General features: G+C 53.3%; 18 protein-coding genes. 15 read left to right on the forward strand and 3 right to left on the reverse strand.

Going from position 1 to position 20,070, the window contains the following annotated elements:
• Positions 1 to 220: 220 nt before the first annotated feature.
• The 5 genes from WKI47_RS19130 to cyoD all read left to right on the forward strand — a co-directional run bounded on the left by WKI47_RS19130 (position 221) and on the right by cyoD (position 5,094).
• A complete protein-coding gene (locus WKI47_RS19130) occupies positions 221 to 430 on the forward strand; it encodes a hypothetical protein (RefSeq protein ID WP_340228771.1) in 210 nt (69 codons plus the stop codon).
• Between the two features lie 696 nt (positions 431 to 1,126).
• The gene (gene cyoA / locus WKI47_RS19135; protein ID WP_340228772.1) at positions 1,127 to 2,095 is read left to right on the forward strand and encodes a ubiquinol oxidase subunit II; all 969 of its coding nucleotides are present in this window, start codon (positions 1,127 to 1,129) and stop codon (positions 2,093 to 2,095) included.
• A 62-nt stretch (positions 2,096 to 2,157) separates the two neighbouring features.
• Complete coding sequence (locus tag WKI47_RS19140) at positions 2,158 to 4,131, forward strand: cbb3-type cytochrome c oxidase subunit I (RefSeq protein WP_340228773.1); 1,974 nt, start codon at positions 2,158 to 2,160, stop codon at positions 4,129 to 4,131.
• The gene (locus tag WKI47_RS19145) at positions 4,131 to 4,748 is read left to right on the forward strand and encodes a cytochrome (ubi)quinol oxidase subunit III (protein WP_340228774.1); all 618 of its coding nucleotides are present in this window, start codon (positions 4,131 to 4,133) and stop codon (positions 4,746 to 4,748) included. The genes WKI47_RS19140 and WKI47_RS19145 overlap by 1 nt, the downstream gene beginning before the upstream one ends.
• A gap of 1 nt (position 4,749) precedes the next feature.
• Positions 4,750 to 5,094 carry a cytochrome o ubiquinol oxidase subunit IV gene (cyoD, locus tag WKI47_RS19150; protein WP_340228775.1) on the forward strand — a complete coding sequence of 115 codons (345 nt, stop codon included), beginning with the start codon at positions 4,750 to 4,752 and terminating at the stop codon, positions 5,092 to 5,094.
• Between the two features lie 405 nt (positions 5,095 to 5,499).
• Here the strand turns inward: cyoD and WKI47_RS19155 are convergent, their stop codons facing one another.
• Positions 5,500 to 6,999: a glycoside hydrolase family 43 protein gene (locus WKI47_RS19155; protein WP_340228776.1), complete on the reverse strand. Its 1,500-nt coding sequence runs from the start codon at positions 6,997 to 6,999 to the stop codon at positions 5,500 to 5,502.
• Between the two features lie 173 nt (positions 7,000 to 7,172).
• Between WKI47_RS19155 and WKI47_RS19160 the strand changes: the two genes are divergently transcribed.
• Together WKI47_RS19160 and WKI47_RS19165 are read left to right on the forward strand one after the other, a co-directional pair.
• A complete protein-coding gene (locus WKI47_RS19160) occupies positions 7,173 to 8,111 on the forward strand; it encodes an ArsR/SmtB family transcription factor (protein WP_340228777.1) in 939 nt (312 codons plus the stop codon).
• Complete coding sequence (locus tag WKI47_RS19165) at positions 8,108 to 9,214, forward strand: SGNH/GDSL hydrolase family protein (RefSeq protein ID WP_340228779.1); 1,107 nt, start codon at positions 8,108 to 8,110, stop codon at positions 9,212 to 9,214. The genes WKI47_RS19160 and WKI47_RS19165 overlap by 4 nt, the downstream gene beginning before the upstream one ends.
• Here the strand turns inward: WKI47_RS19165 and WKI47_RS19170 are convergent.
• On the reverse strand, positions 9,211 to 9,609 hold the full coding sequence (locus WKI47_RS19170) for a GtrA family protein (protein WP_340228780.1): 399 nt from the start codon (positions 9,607 to 9,609) through the stop codon (positions 9,211 to 9,213). The two genes, WKI47_RS19165 and WKI47_RS19170, sit on opposite strands and share 4 nt — an antisense overlap.
• A gap of 33 nt (positions 9,610 to 9,642) precedes the next feature.
• Entirely contained in the window at positions 9,643 to 11,652 is a 2,010-nt protein-coding gene (locus tag WKI47_RS19175) for a glycosyltransferase family 39 protein (RefSeq protein ID WP_340228781.1), read from the reverse strand.
• A gap of 256 nt (positions 11,653 to 11,908) precedes the next feature.
• Here WKI47_RS19175 and kduI point away from each other — a divergent pair, with 256 nt between their 5' ends.
• From kduI to WKI47_RS19215, 8 genes are all read left to right on the forward strand, one after another.
• Complete coding sequence (gene kduI, locus WKI47_RS19180; RefSeq protein ID WP_340228782.1) at positions 11,909 to 12,742, forward strand: 5-dehydro-4-deoxy-D-glucuronate isomerase; 834 nt, start codon at positions 11,909 to 11,911, stop codon at positions 12,740 to 12,742.
• Positions 12,743 to 12,783: 41 nt separating this feature from the next.
• Positions 12,784 to 13,563, forward strand: a complete 780-nt coding sequence (locus tag WKI47_RS19185; protein WP_340228783.1) for a DeoR/GlpR family DNA-binding transcription regulator — start codon at positions 12,784 to 12,786, stop codon at positions 13,561 to 13,563.
• Positions 13,564 to 13,605: 42 nt separating this feature from the next.
• Complete coding sequence (gene kduD / locus WKI47_RS19190) at positions 13,606 to 14,358, forward strand: 2-dehydro-3-deoxy-D-gluconate 5-dehydrogenase KduD (RefSeq protein WP_340228784.1); 753 nt, start codon at positions 13,606 to 13,608, stop codon at positions 14,356 to 14,358.
• 119 nt (positions 14,359 to 14,477) lie between these two features.
• Positions 14,478 to 15,350: a sugar phosphate isomerase/epimerase family protein gene (locus tag WKI47_RS19195; protein ID WP_340228785.1), complete on the forward strand. Its 873-nt coding sequence runs from the start codon at positions 14,478 to 14,480 to the stop codon at positions 15,348 to 15,350.
• Between the two features lie 131 nt (positions 15,351 to 15,481).
• Entirely contained in the window at positions 15,482 to 16,312 is an 831-nt protein-coding gene (locus tag WKI47_RS19200) for an SDR family oxidoreductase (protein WP_340228786.1), read from the forward strand.
• 924 nt (positions 16,313 to 17,236) lie between these two features.
• Complete coding sequence (locus WKI47_RS19205) at positions 17,237 to 18,532, forward strand: homocysteine synthase (protein ID WP_340228787.1); 1,296 nt, start codon at positions 17,237 to 17,239, stop codon at positions 18,530 to 18,532.
• Between the two features lie 238 nt (positions 18,533 to 18,770).
• Positions 18,771 to 19,724: a thioredoxin-disulfide reductase gene (gene trxB, locus WKI47_RS19210; protein WP_340228788.1), complete on the forward strand. Its 954-nt coding sequence runs from the start codon at positions 18,771 to 18,773 to the stop codon at positions 19,722 to 19,724.
• A 111-nt stretch (positions 19,725 to 19,835) separates the two neighbouring features.
• Positions 19,836 to 20,066 (forward strand): glutaredoxin family protein, encoded by a 231-nt coding sequence (locus tag WKI47_RS19215; RefSeq protein ID WP_340228789.1) that lies wholly within the window; start codon positions 19,836 to 19,838, stop codon positions 20,064 to 20,066.
• The last annotated feature ends 4 nt before the right edge of the window (positions 20,067 to 20,070 follow it).

Here is a 20,070-nt window from a genome sequence, read left to right on the forward strand (position 1 = left end):
CGGCTTGCGGATGACACGCAAGCACTAGCACAGCAGCGCCCCCGTTCCAATAAGTTCCCCTTATTTTTCAAACACCCGGCCTCTTTTTAGAGCGTCGGGTGTTTGAGTTTCTCTCCACCAGCCTTCCCCCAACAGTATCCAGCAATGGTTTGATCCCTTTTAAAAAAGAGTTAAAGAGGGGAAAGACAATGAATCACAAACCGAAAACACCAGAGGTCTTATGTTGGTTTCAACCATCATCTTTATCGTTTTGATGATCATCGGGATCGTTATGATTATTACGGCCCTCGGTAATTTTAGCGACAAAAGTTACCCGGTTACGGTAGGGATCGGATTTATCGTTTGGAATATTATCATTTACGGCTTGAGTCGTGCGGTCGGAATAGCCCAGATGCGTAAAGAAGGGAGCAACGGCAAAGTAGACAGCTGATTGCTTTTTGATATCGAAAACCGAAGACGTGCAAAATCACAACTCCAACGAAGCTCCAAAAGAGCCGTTTGGAGTTACTTTTGTAGAACTGAAAATCACAACTATGATAAATGTCACAAAATTGTCGAAGAAAGCGTTAACTTCGTCGAATGCTAACCTGTTGCGTATCCGATAAAGATTACACTTGCTTAAAACGTACTAGAGTCCTGAACGTTTCAGGCAAGCGCAAACCCCAGATTAAAGCGAGACAAGCTACGAGTACCATAACCGCTTAAGAGGATAGGTTACGCCCATCGAAAACCCTCTTAAACCGTGCGCGTTTCAGACGAACTTAAACCTGCAATTCATTCAAGACAATCTACTAAATAGATAAATATGTTTAAGAAAGGACAGGAAGACGTTAAAAGCTATTAGAGCGCATATAAAGGAAGAGAAAATTAAAATTTGAAATAAAGTGAGAGGGGAGTGGAAGATTAGCCGCTAATCGAAGGGAAGTAACTATGTCGAAACAAGGGTTTTTCAAGGCTCAATATCACGAAAAGAAGCAGATAGTTTGACATCTTTGTTAACAAAGTCAAAACTTTTCGAAAAACCTGTTCATTTCTGGTATCTTTAAGTGTAGAATCAAAGTTGCGTTTTAATGTGTGAAATGCTTATCGGATTTTATTGAGCGTTCAACAAAGAGAGGGGATCCACATGGGCAAAAAACGAAGATCGCTCGTTCGCGCAGCTTTCTCGGCCGTCGTTCTGGTAATGACGATGCTGTTGCTCTCGGGATGCGCGGACTATATGGTTCTCGACCCGAAAGGACCGATCGCAGCCAAGCAGTTGGACCTGATGATTATCACCGTTATTCTATGCTCGATTATTATCGTGCCGGTGTTGATTATTACGTTCATCATTGTATGGCGTTATCGGGCCAGCAACAAGAAGGCCGATTATAAGCCGGAATGGGCACACAGTAACCTGCTGGAGACGATCTGGTGGGGAATTCCGATTGTCATCATTATCGTTCTCGCCATCATCACCGTGCGTTATACGCATGAGCTTGAGCCAGCCAAAGCTTTGGCATCGGACAAGGACGAAGTTACGATCCAGGTCGTATCGCTGAACTGGAAATGGCTGTTCCTGTATCCGGAAGAAGGAATTGCGACCGTTAATACGATCACGATTCCGGAAGACCGTCCGGTACGCTTCGAGTTAACGGCGGATTCGCCGATGAACTCGTTCTGGATTCCGGAATTGGGCGGACAGATTTATGCGATGTCCGGGATGTCCATGGCTCTGCATTTGCAAGCTGACGAGCCGGGAACGTATTTCGGTACGGCGGCCAACTTTACGGGTGAACACTTCGAAAACATGACTTTCGACGTTCACGCAACCAGCGACGCCGAGTACGAACAGTGGATTCAAGAGGCGAAAAGCTCGCCAAACACAATCACGGACGAATCGTACGAGGAAATGTCGAAACCGACCGAGAAAGAAGAGCCGACACTGTACTCTTCGTTCCCAGACGGTATTTACGAACGTATCGTAACCAAGTACATGCATGACGGTGCAGAGCTTCACCAACACGGAAGCGCATCTGCTGACGATACGGACGGTACGGCATCGGCAGACGCCGCGAACTCGGAAGAAGATTCTTCTTCGCACAACGGCCACTAAGATTCGGATCAAACCGGATGTAAAAGAGCCTGAACAATCAATGCAATGAAAGGAGCTCCCTAATGCTCGATAATATCAAAGAGTTCGCATCCGAGTTTTTTGTAACGGGCGATCCGCTGATCTACGGCGCTGACGTGTCGATCGTTCTGGCGACACTCGGGATCGTGTTCGTACTGACATACTTCAAAAAATGGGGTTGGCTCTGGCGGGACTGGCTGACGACCGTCGATCATAAAAAGATCGGCATCATGTATATCCTGGCCGCGATCGTCATGCTGTTCCGCGGCGGCGTCGACGCCGTCATGATGCGGACTCAGTTAGCTTTCCCGGATCTAAACTTCCTGGAAGCCGATCACTACAACCAAATCTTTACCACGCACGGCGTAGTCATGATCTTCTTCATGGCGATGCCGCTGATGTTCGGTCTGTTCAATATCGTCGTGCCGCTTCAGATCGGCGCGCGCGACGTTGCGTTCCCTTTCCTGAACTCGCTGAGCTTCTGGCTGTTCTTCGCCGGCGCGATGCTGTTCAACCTGTCGTTCGTCATCGGCGGTTCGCCTGACGCCGGCTGGCTTGCGTATCCGCCGCTTTCCGGTTCGCAATTCAACCCGGGCGTCGGACAAAACTTCTATATTTGGGGGATTCAGATCTCCGGTATCGGCTCGCTTGCGTCCGGTATCAACTTCTTGGTAACGATCCTCAAAATGCGTGCTCCGGGCATGACGATGATGAAAATGCCGATGTTCACCTGGTCGGTATTCGCTGCTTCGACAACGATCATCTTCGCTTTCCCGATCCTGACAATCACGCTGCTGCTGCTCTTTATGGACCGCTTCTTCGGTGCCCATTTCTTCACGCTTGACGGCGGCGGTAACCCGATGATGTATATCAACCTCATCTGGATGTGGGGTCACCCGGAAGTGTATATCGTCGTTCTGCCAGCCTTCGGCGTATTCTCCGAAACGGTTGCGACCTTCGCGAGAAAACGGCTGTTCGGCTACGCTTCGATGGTATTCGCTATGGTTATCATCAGTATCATCTCGTTCTTCACTTGGGCTCACCACTTCTTCACGATGGGCTCCGGCGCGAACGTTAATGCGTTCTTCGCAGTCACGACGATGATTATCGCGATTCCGACCGGGGTCAAGATATTCAACTGGCTGTTTACGATGTATAAGGGCAGGATCACCTTCCCGACCCCGATGATGTGGACGATTGCGTTCATACCGGCATTCGTTGTCGGCGGGATGACGGGGGTCATGCTGTCGGTCGCACCGGCCGACTTCCAGTTCCACAACAGTTACTTCCTGATCGCCCACTTCCACCAAGTGTTGATCGGCGGCGTCGTATTCGGTTACTTCGCGGGTCTGTACTACTGGTGGCCGAAGATGTTCGGCTTCAAGCTGAACGAGTACCTCGGCAAATGGGCATTCTGGCTGTGGAATATCGGTTTCTATGTCTGCTTCATGCCGCAATACCTCGTCGGTCTCGACGGCATGACGCGCCGGATCAGCGTATTCAGCGATCCGGACTGGCAAGGACTGAACGTGACTTCGACGATCGGCGCGTATATCATGGGCCTTGCGTTCCTGTTCCAGGTGGCGCAAATCGGCTACAGTATCTTCCGTCATGAAAAAGACACGACGGGCGATATCTGGGACGCCCGCACGCTCGAATTCTCGATTCCTTCCCCGGCGCCGGAATACAACTTCGCGGTCATTCCGCAAGTTCATAGCCGCGACGAATGGTGGGAAGAAAAAGAACGCCGTGCCAGAGGCGAAAAGCCTTGGCAGCAAGGCAAGATCGAACCGATCCATATGCCGAAAAACTCGGCGATCGGCCCGATCATGGGCGGATTCTGGTTCCTTGCGGGCTTCGGCCTGGTCTTCCACTGGTTGTGGCTGGCGATTCCGGGCTTGCTCGGCGTATTCGTTTGTATGTTTGCTCGTTCCTTCAGCGCTCACAAAGCGGAATACTATATTCCGGTTGAAGAAATTGAAAGAACCGAAGCTAAGTTAAGAGGGGGCGCGGTATAATGGCACAGTCTCCGGCACACGGCTCGGACCATCACGACCATCACGCTGCGGGTCATCATGACCCGCAGGATCTGAAACTGCTCGGTTTCTGGATTTTCCTTGTAACCGACGTAATCATGTTTTCCACGCTTTTCGCGACGTTTATCGTGCTTCGCGGCGGTACGGACGGCGGTCCGACCGGCGCGGAACTGCTGGAAATCAACGGGATCATCATCTCGACGTTCCTGCTGTTGACCAGTAGCTTCACAAGCGGCGTGGCCGTTCTGGCCATGCACCAGCATAAGATCAAACAGATGATTATCTGGCTGGTGATTACCGGCTTGCTCGGCGCAGGGTTCCTGTACCTCGAAATCCATGAGTTCCTGCACCTGATCGGCGAAGGAGCGACGCTGCAAACCAGCGCGTTCTGGTCATCGTTCTTCGTATTGGTCGGCACGCACGGCGTGCACGTTACGGTCGGTCTGTTCTGGATGATCTCGATTATCATTCAGATCGTCCGCCGCGGCCTGACCGACGATACCAAAGGCAAAGTCACGGTATTCAGCTTGTACTGGCACTTCTTGGACGCGGTCTGGATCTTCCTGCTCTCGATCGTGTACCTGATGGAGGTGATGTAAGATGGCGGATCACAACAACGCGCATAACAGCCATGGTGGGGAACGTCACGATCACGGCTCGCTTAAGTCCTACATCATCGGTTATATCATTTCGATCGTATTGACGATCATCCCGCTCGTCGTCGTGTTGAACGACATGATGGGACGCACGGCTACGATCGCGGTAATCATGGTGACCGCGACGCTGCAATTCCTGGTTCAGTTGATCTTCTTCATGCACGTGCGTGACGGAGAACAACCTCGTTGGAACCTGATTACGCTAATCTTCGGGGTCCTGATCCTGTTGACCATCGTCGTCGGTTCGATCTGGATTATGGGCAATAACTCGATTGGGATGAAAATGTAGGATGAGGGAAGGGCTCGCTTCGGCGGGCTCTTTTTTTGGTTGTGGAGGGGTTTGGATTCGGGGGCTGGAGCGGGGAGACGCTGCGGGAGAAATTCGTTTCGGTCGCGTGTTGCATTTGGGAAGCTGGATTAGGTTTTAAAAGGAGGCTTCCCAAATGCAAAGGCGATCGCTAATGCTCCTACACTGAATTTCTCCCTCCGCTCCGCTTCAGCCGGAATCGAACCGTCCCCAACCCAAGAGCCAGCCAAAACGGGCGGCTGGGGTAAGAGAAGACAAGAGATTAGGTGATGCATGATCGACAAATTCAAGACATAGAATACATATAAAAGAGGCTGTCCTAAGCTAAATTAGCTTACGGACAGCTCTTTTTGTGACGAGAGTAGTTTTTTTGTTGGGGCTAAGCTTTTAGAGATACTCGCATTTAAAATTCGTGAACTCCGCTTCTGCACTTTCGCCGACGGCGTAGAGGCCGATGACGACGCCTGTGAAACCGCCTGCGACTTCGGAGGAGAGGTAGCGGGTTTGGGCTGTGCCCAACGCGATTTCTTCGTTGTTTTGGACAAGGAAGAAGTGGTAGCGTTCGTGACCGGAACGGATAACCAGCTTGGCCGGTTGTTGAGGGTGGAGCGCGATCGACTTTTCGATTGATTTGATATCGCCCACGTTCAAGCGTTCGATGACCGTTAGGGAGCCGTCATTGTCTTTGCGGACGGCAAGGTCATAGCGGTGGTTTTCGTCCATGTACAACGTGATGCCGGCTTCGCCGACGTTTTCCGCAAGCTTAACGTCACAGGAGATAACGGCGTCGAAGTCTTTTTGCCGGATGCCGATGAATGTGGGCGAAGCCGCAGCGTCCAACGTAACGTCGGTACCGCTCAGCATTGCGCGATTGGCTTCCAATTTATAATTTTCGGTTGCCGGATGACGCAGGTAGCACCAATCCAGGTTCCAGTCGGTATTTTCGAAGGTTACGGTCTTTTGTTCTTGCTGCACCACGTGATCGGGAATACGGTCTGTCGTGAAGCTGGTCAACGTGATGCCGTCATGGCCTGCGGTGAACCAGCCGTCTTCGCCGAATGTGACCGGGGTGAGGAAGACTTCGCGGCCCAGATGGTGATACGTGAGCCAGCGTCCGATCTGGCGGAAGCCCAGATGCAGCATCCACCAGTTGCCGTCGCCGTCTTGAATCAGATCGCCGTGGCCTACGCCCTGAAGCTCGTAGCCACCCAGGTTGCGGTTGGTGAGCACGGGGTTGGCGGCGTATGATTCGAACGGACCCGAGAGCGATTCGCTGCGCGCATAAATGACCATATGGCCGTATTCGGTTCCGCCTTCGGCAGCCATGAGGTAGTAGCGCCCGTCGATTTTGTACATATGCGGGCTTTCCAGATAGCGCCCGCCTGTTCCTTTCCAGATCGAACGGCTCGGCGACAGCTTCGCTCCGGTATCGATATTCAGTTCGCATTGCACCACGCCGCCTACGCCTTGATCGTCCGTGCCGTTGCTCATAAAGAAAGCCCGTCCGTTTTCAAAATACAAATCGGGATCGATGCCGCCTTGGTCGACAAAGACAGGTTCCGACCATTCGCCGTAAATATCGTCTGTCCATACATAGAAATTCTGGCGTGTTGTATCGTTGGTCGTCGTCATGTAAAAACGGCCTTCGTTATGACGAATCGTCGGAGCGAATACGCCGCCGGAGCTGTTGACGTGACTCAGTTGCACCTGGCTCTCACGTGTCAGACAATGGCCGATTTGCGTCCAGTTGATCAAGTCCTTGCTTTCGAAAAGCGGGACGCCGGGGAAGAATTGAAAAGAACTGCATACGAGATAATACGTGTCGCCCACTCGGCATACGCTGGGATCGGGATAAAAGCCTTTGATGACGGGATTGTTGTATTTCATGCCGCACCTCTTCTTGAATTCACATCTTTGCGAATTGCGTATTTTATTGAATCTAAGCAAATTAAACCGTATTCCGATACCGCTTACAATATGATAAAGTAAGGCGCAAAGACAAAATCTATTCAATGAACATGAATGTGATTTCAACATAAGCGGAAATAGGTGAAGCGTAAATGATCAAAGCGAACGGCGAAGAGCGATTTATTCCCTTATACGAAGCCTTGGCGAGCGAAGTCAGATGGAAGATGCTGAGATTGCTGGCCGACGCCGAGACGAACGTCAAAGATCTAGCGACGCGGCTCCATCTGAGTCCTTCCATCGTCACGATGCACATCCGGAAACTGGAGGAAGCCGGATTGATCGGAAGCCGCAGGGTACGGTTGAACGGCGGCACGCATAAGATCTGTTTTATCAAGGAAAGCCGGATCGAGATTCTTTTGCCGCAAGCGAGCGAGGAGGCGCGTATTCGGGAGCAGTCGATCGCCATCGGTCATTACACGGCTTTCGACGTTTATCCCACTTGCGGGCTCGGTACGTTGGAAAAGGAAATCGGCGTTTGGGACGATCCGCGTTATTTTCTCGATCCGGAACGGGTGCAGGCCGCTATTTTGTGGATGGGGCGGGGTTTTGTGGAGTATAAAACGCCGAACTATCTACTCCCTGCACAGAAGGCGGAAGCGATCGAGCTTTCGATGGAGTTGGCTTCGGAAGCGCCGGGGCTTCGCGATGATTGGCCTTCCGATATCGGTTTTGTTTTTAACGGGATCGACTTGGGAACGTGGACCAGTCCGGCAGACTTCGGTCGCGCCGCCAGGGGGAAATATACGCCGTCCTGGTGGCATCGCAATGTGAACCAATACGGCCTGCTTAAGACTATTCGAATCGACGCTTCAGGGACTTCCATTGACGGAGAACGTATGTCGGATGTGACGATTTCTGATTTGCGTTTGGAAGAACCGTTTTGGACGCTGCGTTTTCAGGTAGACGAACAGGCCGAGCATGTAGGCGGGTTGACGCTGTACGGCGCAGGTTTCGGCAACCATGATCAGGATATCGTGATTCGCGTGCATATCGGCGATCGTCAAAGTGAAAGGGAAGAGGATGGGAAATGAACGAATTTAGAGCAACAGGGGATGATGTAAAAAAGCTGGGCAGAACGCACGCGCACAACGAGACGTTATGGCTGGGCTTGTCCGGTAGCGGCGCCGAGTTTTCTTTTACCGGGAAAAAGGCAGAGATTACGCTTCGGGGCGATAGCACGGCGCAGGGAACGAATAATTGGGCGCGCATCGGAATCTGGGTGAACGGAACGCGCGTCGTGGACGAGCAGGTCGATCAGGCGATAAAAAGATACACCGTGTTCGAAAGCGAAACAGACGAAACCGTCATCGTGACCATCGTCAAGCTCTCGGAAGCGGCAATGTCGACGGTCGGAATACAGCATATTGCCGTGGACGCCGAAGGCGGTATTCAGCCAACTCCACCAAAGAAGCACAAAATCGAGATTATCGGCGATTCGATCACTTGCGGATACGGAATCGACGATGAACATGCGGAGCACTCCTTTTCTACCGCGACAGAAGACGTAACCAAGGCGTATTCGTATCGAACGGTTCAAGCGCTCGACGCCGATTACAGCATCGTGTCGTACAGCGGCTACGGCATTATCTCCGGTTATACGGATAATGATGCCAAGCTGCTCACCCATCTGGTCCCGGATTATTATGAAAAATGGGCCAAATCCGAAGGCAGACCGGACGGGATGCTTGATCCGCTGTCGGTTGATTGGGATTTTGCGCAATTCGTTCCCGACCTGGTCATTATCAATTTGGGCACCAACGACGACTCGTATGCGCAGGATAACTTGGAGAGACAAACGGAGTTCGCGATGCAGTATGCCGAATTTTTGAAAACGGTCAGACATCGAAACGATCGCGCGTTGATCCTGTGCACGTTGGGAATCATGGGCGATCGGCTGTATCCGTTTGTCGAGCAGGCGGTAGATCAGTATGTGCAAGAGACGGGCGATACAAAAGTGACGACGCTGAAATTCAACCTGCAGCAAGCCGAAGACGGTTATGCCGCTGACTACCATCCGTCTCGAAAAACGCATCGTCAGGCCAGTGAACAACTTGTCCGATACATTCGAAAGCGGCTACCTGAGTTCAATCAGACAAACCCTGGGTGGATTACTGCTTCTGCACCCGCGAATTAACGGTTGGGTGTTTCGCTTGCCGCGGGGCGAAATACCCAAACTTTGCTCAAAACATAATTCAGCGCCATGCCGGGTACGGTCACAAGCACTTTGGCGGCCCAAACAGGCATGAACAGATCAAGCAGCGTCAGCAGAGCGGTGGTTAGCAAGGCGACGGTCAGATTGACGATCAGAAACCGGGTCAATTCGCCTTTTTGTCTGGGTTGATCGGTCTTGAAGGTCCAGCGGCGATTCCAATAGTAGCTGTTCGCCGTACCGGCGGCATAGCCTGCGATTTGGGCGATCGGACCGATCAAGCCCTCCAGCAGGAAAAAGACGATAAAATCGACAAGCGTATTGGACACGCCGACAATGGCGAAGCGCAGCGGCCTGGCGGATACTTTTTTTTGCGGCACGGATTCAATCCTCCTTCGCGACGTCCCAGATTTTTATAAAGACAGGTTGCTTAAATCGTATAGCGTGTAGGTGCGATTCAGGCCGAGCGTGTCGACAACTTGTCCGATCGCTCCAACAATGCTTTGCGTATCCCGCGCGGGCGTGCCTAATGTTTGCTCGGAGGCCGGTTTCATCGCGTTCCATGCCGATTCCGGCACGGGGGTTCCGTTCGATTCGACCCAACGCGCAAGAGCGTCTTGGGTGTTATGCGTGCCGCCGATCAATACGTAGCGCAGCTCGCCGGATTTCGCCATTTTCTGAAGCCCCGTGATATTCAGTGCCGGATCTACGCCTTTAAAGCCGCCCCAGGCCAGTACCGGAAGACCGGTCTGGATAATCAACGAATCCGCGCCGCTGTTGGACGAAGGCATGGCGGCCAGATATTTGGCATTGCCGCGATTGCGGATCAGATAGTCGACCAGCGCCGTGTCGAGCGGCTCGCCGTCGCGGCTCCAGCTTCCGCCGCCCTCGGCCAGATGCGGAGAAGCGTACGGCTGACGGGCGCTTACGCCGTACAGCGAAGGCGTCAGCGCCCAATAAGCAGGAGCGGCAAGCAGAGCGGTCAGCGTCACGGTTAACGTAATCTTCGACGCGCCTCTTTTTTTTACGAACAGACCGAGTAGGGAAATCAAGCCCAATGCCGCACAGGCCAAGCCGATCGCCGGAAATCCGTCGTCGTAAACGATATAGGCCGCGGTGCCGAACGCCAAGGCGGCTCCGGGCGCAATCCACCGCCACTGGCGGGAACGGCATAGTTCGGCAATAGCTGCGCCCGCCAACGCTGCGATCCCCGGCGCCAGCATAATCAGATAATACCGGTGGAAGTATCCGGCCAGACTGAACACGACGATCATCGGCAGCAGCCAGCCCGCCCACAGCATGACTGCGACGCGACGCTCCGGACGGCGTATCCATAGCAGAACGGCGCCGAACAGAGCAAAAGGAAGCAGCCAAGTAATTTGTCCGGCAAGCTTCACGTCAAACAGGCGCAGCAACCCGGGCGGTCCGTCTTCGCCGGTCGAACTCATCGTTCCCGCCAAAGAAGCCGGAGCGAAAGCATGCTTTTCCTGAACCGGGTTATCGGTCGGCACGCCTGCTGCTTCCAATCGCGAAGCGTCCAATCCCGAAGGAAGAGCCGGGATCAGGCTGGCGTCTTGCGCGGCGATGCGGGCGGCGTTTTGCCGGGCAGCCGAGCTGCCGCTCAAGTCGCCCGTCAATCGGCCGATGCCGTTATAGCCGAGCGCCAACTCCAGTACCGAATTATGCTGGCTGCTGCCGACATAAGGCCGTTGATCGGCAGGCGTAGCGTCCACGATGATCGCCCAGGACAACGAGACGGCGACAAGAACTCCGGTAGCCGCAGTCAGGTGCCGGAGCGTTTTTTTCCAATCACTCTTGCGCATCCGATAAGCGGCCCACACGAATACAAAGAAAGCGGGCAGAACCAGATAAGCTTGAAGCATCTTGGTATTGAATCCTACACCCACCAATGCAAAAGCCAGACATAATTGAAAAAGACTCCCGTTTGCAACGGCTCGGGTCAGCACGTATACGGCAAGTAGCAGGAAAAACACCAATACGCTATCGACGTTATTCGTCCGGCTGACGGCGGCGGCGATCGGGGTGAACGTCAGGATGAGTGCCGCCAGGCGTCCCGCCGCCAACCCGAACGAAGCGCGCACGATCAGGTACAGCAAAATGACCGAGCCCGCAAAGGCCAGCGCCGACGGAAGGGCAAGCGTCCACGAATGCAAACCCAGCAGCTTGACGCTAATGGCTTGCAGCCAAAAAGCAACCGGAGGTTTGTCGATCGAAATGAAGCCTCCGGGATCGAAAGAATTATAGAAAAAGTTGTGAAAGCTCTGCGTCATGCTCGTGACCGCAGCCGTGTAGTAGGCGTTCAGGTTTCCGGATTTTTGAATCTGGTACAGTGACAAAAACAAAGCCGCCAGTGCAAGCATCGCCGGAATAGGATCGATTTTTTTCAGTAGTCGCGCATTCACGTCAAAGTCCCTCCGGTCTGTCGAAATTCCGTTTCATCCAAGTATATTTATGATAACCCGAAAACATGAATAAGAAATGAAAGCAAGCTTAGAAAAAGCTGAACGTTCCTGTCTTTGCCGGATGTGGCGAGGGCAGGATTTTTCTTTTTAGCAAAAAAGGATGTACAAAGCGAATTAAATGAACTAATATGAACCTATATAAACGTTCATTTAACGCTTTTTAACGTAAATTCTCCCAATTGAAAGGATGACTACTGTGGAAAACCGCTATGACTCCAATCCGAAAGACGTAAAAGGCTTCGATACGACCCGGCTTCGCGAGGAATTTTTGATTGAGACATTGTTTGCACCGGACGAACTTGTAACCGTTTACTCGCATACGGACCGCTATATCGTCGGTTCGGCCGTGCCTTTGTCGAAAGAACTCAAGCTGGAAGCGGACTTCAAGCAGATCGGGGCCGATTATTTCCTGGAGCGGCGCGAAGTCGGCATCATCAACGTCGGCGGCGAAGGTTCGGTCACGGCTGACGGCGAAACGTACGGGATCGGCGAAAATGAGTGTCTGTATATCGGACTCGGCGTCAAAGACGTCTTTTTCAAAAGCTCGAACGGAGAAAGTCCGGCCAAATTCTATCTCGTGTCCACGCCGGCACATAAAGCCTATCCGACGAAAAAAGCCGGCGAAGGCGAAGCGATCAAAGCGAACTTGGGCAGCCTCGACAGTTCCAACGAACGCACCATCAACAAATACATCCTGCCGGGCGGCATCGAAAGCTGTCAGCTCGTAATGGGCATTACGCATCTGGCACCGGGCAGCATGTGGAATACGATGCCTTGCCATACGCACAACCGCCGCTCCGAAGTGTATCTGTACTTCAATATGCCGGAAAATGCCGCGGTGTTCCACTTCATGGGCGATCCGCAGGAAACGCGTCATCTGGTCGTGCGCAACGAGCAAGCGATCCTGTCGCCGAGCTGGTCGATCCATAGCGGCGTCGGCACGAACAACTACACGTTCTGCTGGGCGATGGGCGGCGAAAATCAACTGTTCGACGATATGGACGGCGTGGATATGAAGGACTTAAAATAGACCCTACACGACTTTTTTCGGAATAGGAGCTATGTCCAACCATGAACGCACTCAAACGGCATGAAAAATTGATGGAGATCCTCATCGAGCGCAAAGAAATCGGCGTCGGCGAACTCAGCTCCCTGCTCGACGTGACAGGCAAAACGATCCGTGAAGATCTGGCGCGTCTGGAGGAAAAAGGGTTGCTCGTTCGCGTGCACGGCGGCGCGATGCTGGCTCAGAACGACCAATTCGGCATCTTATCGTCCAAAGGCACCGGAGACAAGCATACGGCGGAAAAAGCGGAAATCGCCGCCCGTGCGCTACGCTATATCCAGCCGGGCGATATTGTTGCGCTCGATGGCGGAGGCACGACGCTCGAAATGGCACGCCAGCTCGATAACGCACCGCTGACCGTTGTGACGAACGATTTGTTCATTTTGAGCGAACTGGCACGCAAGGATAAGATTCGACTTGTCGTGCCGGGCGGCGAACGGGTGCGCAACGTGCTGATCGGTCCGGGCAGCGCGGCGTTCGTGGAAGGGCTGAATATCAGCAAAGCGTTTCTGTCGGCGACGGCGCTGCATCCGGAACTCGGCGCTTCGATCTACACGGGAGATTTGGTTCCTTATAAGAAGGCATTGGTTAAAACGGCGCGGCAGGTGTACGGCGTGGTCGAGCACCAGAAATTCGGCAAGTTCGCTTTATGGACGTTTGCGGATTGCGCGGAGCTGGATGTGATCATCACGGACAGCGGGCTTGACGCCGAACAGAAAAAACTTTTCGCGCAGAAAAACATACGACTGGACGATGGAAGCGGCGAACAGGAGAATCAGGCATAAAGGCTTCGGTTGGTCCGGTACCCTAATCAGGAGGCAAAAAAGATGAGCATGTTCGATCTAAGCGGTAAAACGGCACTGGTAACGGGAGCAAGCGGGGGACTCGGTCAAGGTATGGCGCTGGCGTTGGCGGAAGCCGGAGCGGACATCATCGCCGTCTCGTTCACGTCCTGCTCCGACACGGCGGAAAAGGTACGGGCGCTGGGACGTCAGGCACACGAGATTCAAGCGGACCTCAGCAAAAAGGAAGAGCTTGAAGATGTCGTGAAACAGTGTCTCGCGTTCACCGGCCATATCGACATCCTGATCAACAACGCGGGCATCATCCGTCGTACGCCGATCTCGCAGCATAGCTGGGAAGATTTCGACGACGTGCTGGATATCAACCTCAAAACGGTATTTTACCTGACCCAGCTCGTCGGCAACCATATGGTCGAGCGCGGCAGCGGCAAAGTGATCAATATCGCGTCGATGCTGTCGTTCCAGGGCGGCATCAACGTTCCGGGCTACACGGCGAGCAAGCACGGCGTAGCCGGTTTGACGAAAGCTTTTGCCAACGAATGGGCTTCGAAAGGGGTTCAGGTCAACGCGATCGCGCCGGGTTATATGTCTACCGACAACACGGCGCCGATCCGCGAGGACAAAGACCGGACGGATTCGATCACGGTGCGTATTCCGGCAGCGCGTTGGGGCACGGGCGAAGACGTCGGCGGACCCGCCGTGTTCCTATCGTCGTCGGCCGCGGATTATATCAACGGCCATGTGCTGTGCGTCGATGGCGGTTGGATGATTCGTTGATCGTAGCGTACAAGTAACCGAAGATTTTCGAGCGAAGCCGCGGACGGCGATGGAGGGCATGGATCCGTCCTCGAAGTTCGCGGCTTTTCTGTCGGAGTTCATATGAGGAGGAATCAAAAATGAAACCTGAAATGAAACTCGGTATTTTGGCCCATACGTACGGCAAGCTTCCGGCGGCGGAGCTGGCACGAAAAGTCGCGGAGGAAGGGTTTACTTCCGTGCAGTTGGCTTTGCTCAAAGCCATCGGAGATATCGACTGTTCCCCCGGCAAGCTAAGCCCGGGGCTGGCGAACCATCTGGGCGAGACTTTTCAGCGGGAAGGGGTACGGATCGCCGTGCTCGGCTGCTATATCGACCCCGTGCATCCGGACAAAGACATTCGGCGCGCCGAAATCAATCGTTTTAAAGAACATCTGCGTCTGGCGCGGGATTTCGGCTGCGGCATGGTCGCGACGGAAACGGGATCGATTCGGACTTACGCGGAATCGCATCCGTCCGATTACGAAGAGCATGGCTGGAGCGTGCTGCGCGAAACGGTGACGGAATTGGCGGAGGAAGCGGAAAAGTGGGGCGTAAAGCTGGCGATGGAGCCGGTGGCGAGCCATACGTTGAATTCGCTGGAGCATGTTCGACGTTTGATCGAGGAAGTGCCTTCGCCGACGATCGGGCTGCTGTTCGACGCCTGCAATCTGCTCAACGAAGAACGTTTGCCCAGCCAGGACGATCTGATGAAAGACGCATTCGAAACCCTCGCCGATCGCATGGTACTCATTCACGCCAAAGACCTGGATTTCGGCGACGGAGGTCATTTTGCCGGCAGCGGACGCCCGCGCCTGGATCGTCCGGTCGGAGAAGGGTTGCTGAATAAGGAACTGCTGTACCGGTTGTTAAAAGAACATAAGCCGCATATCGACATCTCGCTCGAAGGGGTTACGGCCGATCAGGCCAAGCGTTCGGCCGCGGAGCTGCGACGTTTGTATGCTCAAGCGTAATAGGACGATGGAATAGGCGTAGGTTTGTCTTGCAACTTTTCGCCTAAAGTCTTGCAGGTGCGCTTATGCCGCCCGCCCGTCGGGTAATGGGGCGTGTACGCCAGAATCGTTGAAAAAGGAGCGAACCGACTATGAGCAGCAACGCCCATTCTTCCGAACAGTTCCTCGTCGCATTGGTCACTGGAGGAGCCAAAGGTCTCGGTCGTGGGATCTGTCATGTCCTTGCGCAAAAAGGCTACCGGATCGCATTGACCTACCATTCCAGCTCGGACGACATGGAAGAAATGACCCGAGAGCTGAAGCATATCTACGGCGCGGAGCCTTTTGCCGTCCAAAGCGACCTGACCCAACCCGGCGAACCCAAGCGCGTAGCCGAAGCCGTACTGGAACGTTTCGGACGTATCGACCTGCTCGTCAACAATGCCGGACAAAGCACGATGAACCCTCTAACCGAGCTTGAAGAAGAGGACATCAGTTGGATGATCGATTTGGATTATAAAGCGCCGATTCTTCTGTCCAAATACGTCGCCGCATCCATGATCGAGCGCGAAATCAAAGGCAGCATCCTATTCATCACGTCGTCCCGAGGCGAACGCGCCTATCCCGGCGACAGCATCTACGGCGGGATGAAAGCCGCGTTGATCCGCTCCTGCGGTTCCCTTGCGCTGGAATGGGCTCCGCACGGCATCCGTACCAACTGCATAGCCCCCGGCGCAACCGTCAACGACTTGGATCAAGACGCGAGAACCGAACCTTTGGGCCGTAAAATCCCGCTAGGACGACTCGGAACCCCTGCCGATATCGGCGAAGCGGTAGCCTGGCTGGCATCCGACCAAGCCGCCTACATCACCGGCATCAATCTGCGGATCGACGGCGGCCTGATCCTTCCCGGCATGCCGGAAGACACCTCCGAAGAAGCCGGCTACGGCTGGGGAACGGTCTATCCGCCAAGCAGCGATTGAGTTCGAGGGTTCGAAAACCGACAGTGCCGCGCGAAGCTTGATCGAAGCTTCGCGCGGCTTTTTCGGGTTGGCCGCAGATCGGTTAACGTACGGGTCGAGCCGGACCATACCTTTTTCGGCACGGCTTTTGTTAGAGGAAGCAATAGAAAAATAAATGCGAATATGCAACTATTTTCTGACTTTTTTGAACGAATCGCAAAATAAGTGCTCAGGTGCAACTATTCAAGCCTAAAACCTATAAACAGACGCGGTAAGTGGAAATTAATTGCACTTTAGCATCTATTTCTGCCTAAACGTTAAATGTAGAAAGAATAAGTGCATATCCGCACTTATTCAGCGAAATCCGTTTACTCCGAACAGAATCTGCCTTCTTTCTAGTAAGCGGATTCATAATAAACCACTATTCGTATCGGATTTAAATATTCCCTCTTTTCATTCCTGACGATCTGTGTAAGAATAAGAGCCAAGTCAAGCACCAGACTAGGCCGTGTACGCAAACTCAACGACGTGCATCTTGAGCTGTCTTTTCGCCCTCTTCGGCGTCATTTTCCTTTGATGTGCCCCGGCACACCTTCAGAAAAATTCCTTGCTGAGAACGAAAATCCAGCTCAATCTGCTCCCGGCGAAGTTTGCGTACACGCCCTAGTACTCTGTATCAATAGAAGGTAGGGTTACGCTCGTCCGAAACGCACTAGACCCGTGTGCGTTTCGGCCAAACGTAAACCCACTATTCGACCTGATACAGAGTACTAGGGCGTGTCTTAAAACTCCGGTAAAATCTGCTTCCATCGAGGTTTGAAGACACGCCCTAAGCAAAAAAACGGAATTCCAAGACGAATCGTTGACAGCCAGAGTTTGCTTGAACAGGGATGCCGTTCTATTAACCATCCGGCGCAAAAGCCGGAATTTCGGGAGGAATCGGACATGACGGAAGAAAGAAAGCTTTCCTTTGAAACACTTGCCGTACACGGGGGACAAGAGATCGATCCCGTAACGGGAGCTCGTGCGGTACCGTTGTACCAGACGACCTCGTACGGCTTCCGGGACACGGAGCATGCAGCCAATCTGTTTGGCTTGAAGGAATTCGGCAACATCTATACCCGTCTCATGAATCCGACCAGCGATGTGTTCGAGCAGCGGATCGCGGCGCTCGAAGGCGGAGCCGGAGCGCTCGCCACGGCATCCGGTCAAGCGGCTATCACGTACTCTCTGCTGAATATTGCCGGAGCAGGCGACGAGATCGTCTCTTCCGCGAGTCTTTACGGCGGTACATATAATCTGTTTGCGGTCACTTTGCCGAAACTGGGCATCAAAGTACGCTTCGTGGATTCCAGCGATCCGGAAAACTTCCGCCGCGCAATCAACGATAAAACGAAGGCGGTTTACGCCGAAACGATCGGCAATCCACGCGGCGACGTACTGGATATTCGAGCGGTAGCCGACATTGCGCACGAAAACGGTCTCCCGTTGATCGTGGACAATACGTTCCCGAGTCCGTATTTGCTGCGTCCGATCGAGCACGGCGCGGATATCGTGGTTCATTCGGCGACCAAATTCATCGGGGGCCACGGCACCTCGATCGGCGGGATCATTGTCGACGGCGGCAACTTCGACTGGGCAGCCAGCGGCAAGTTCCCGGGCCTGACCGAGCCTGATCCAAGCTATCACGGTCTGGTGTACGCGGAAGCGCTCGGCCCGATCGCGTATATCATCAAAGCTCGCGTACAGCTTATGCGGGACTTGGGCGCGGCGATTTCTCCGTTCAACTCCTGGCTGCTTGTTCAAGGGCTGGAAACGCTGCATCTTCGCATGGAGCGTCACAGCCAGAATGCGCTCGCCGTCGCGAAGTTCCTCGAAGGACATGAGCGGGTAGAGTGGGTCAACTACTCCGGCCTGCCGAGCCATCCGTCTTACGAACTTGCTCAACGATATTTGCCGAAAGGGCAGGGGGCCATTCTTACATTCGGGATCAAGGGCGGAATCGAAGCCGGCAAAAAGCTGATCGAAAGCGTCCAATTGTTCTCTCACCTGGCGAATGTCGGCGACTCGAAGAGTCTGATTATCCATCCGGCAAGCACGACGCACCAGCAGCTTGGACCGGAAGAGCAGGAAGCGTCGGGCGTTCTGCCGGGCATGGTTCGACTGTCGATCGGCACCGAGTCGATTGATGATATTCTGCATGATCTGGAGCAAGCCATCGCAGCTTCGGCTAGCAACTAGGCTACACCAGGAAGCATTCTCTGATCGTTAAAAAAAGTCCGCCTTCCCGAATAGGGGGAGGCGGGTTTTTCGTTGTACGACTTGCCATATTTTCGAGAAAAAAACGGCTTTAGGTTCATGAAATCTTCATTTTCATGGTAACAAATTCAACTTGACACAATCAATTGGAGACTCCATAATAAGAACTACATTGTAATCATTATAAATTAGGAATGACTGAGAAAGAGGAGGACCTATCATGCATAAATCGATCATCATCGGTACCGGCCCCGCCGGACTGACTGCCGCGATCTACCTGGCTCGCGCTAATATGAGTCCACTGGTTATTGAAGGACCGCAACCGGGCGGACAATTGACAACAACAACCGAAGTCGAGAACTTCCCTGGCTTCCCGGAAGGCATCATGGGTCCGGAACTGATGGACAATATGCGCAAGCAAGCGGAACGTTTTGGTGCGGAATTCCGTACGGGTTGGGTTGAGAACGTGGATCTGTCACAGCGTCCTTTCAAGCTGAACGTAGAAGGCATGGGCGAGTTGGTGACCGATACGCTGATCATCTCCACGGGTGCTAGCGCCAAATACCTCGGCATTCCGGGCGAAGAAGAAAACGTAGGCATGGGTGTCAGCACCTGCGCGACTTGCGACGGATTCTTTTTCCGCGGCAAAGAAATTATCGTCGTAGGCGGCGGCGACTCGGCACTTGAAGAAGCCAACTTCCTGACCCGTTTCGCGACGAAGGTAACGCTGGTACACCGCAGAAACGAAATGCGCGCTTCGAAAATCATGCAAGACCGTGCACGTCAGAACCCGAAGATCGAATGGGCACTGGATCGCACTCCGCTTGAAGTGGTCAAAGGCGAAAACGGTCTGCAAGGACTGCTCGTTCGCAACAATGAGACAGGCGAGGACCAATTGATCGAAGCTAGCGGCGTATTCGTCGCAATCGGTCACCACCCGAACACAGGCTTCCTGAACGGACAAATCACGACGGATGCCAACGGCTACATCGTGGTAACGCCAGGCACAACCGAAACGAATATTCCCGGAGTATTCGCTTGCGGCGACGTTCAAGATACACGCTACCGTCAGGCGATCACCGCTGCGGGCAGCGGATGCTCGGCCGCGATGGACGCTGAACGTTTCATCGAAAGCCTGGAGTTCGCACAAGCGGCTGCCGAAGCTGTTTTATAAAAAAAATTCGACTGAATTCCGTCACGGATAACGCTTTGTATAAGTCCGCCTGACGTTATATAATAAAGAAAGTTAGTTTCAAAACAATACGGTAAAGGTGGAGAATCGAATATGACGACAGCAATCGTATATACAAGCACCAACTGCCCACACTGCAAACAAGTGAAAGGCTATCTGGATGGTAAAGGCGTAGCTTACGAAGAACGCAACATCGAACAAAGCGACGCTTTCGCGCAACAAGTTTGGGACATGGGACTGCGTGCCGTGCCGGTTACCGTAATCGGCGAAGCCAAAATCGTAGGCATGAACAAGCTGCAACTGGAAAAAGCGCTGAACGCGTAAATTC

It is taken from the genome of Saccharibacillus sacchari (assembly GCF_037722395.1).
Lineage (GTDB): Bacteria > Bacillota > Bacilli > Paenibacillales > Paenibacillaceae > Saccharibacillus > Saccharibacillus sacchari_A.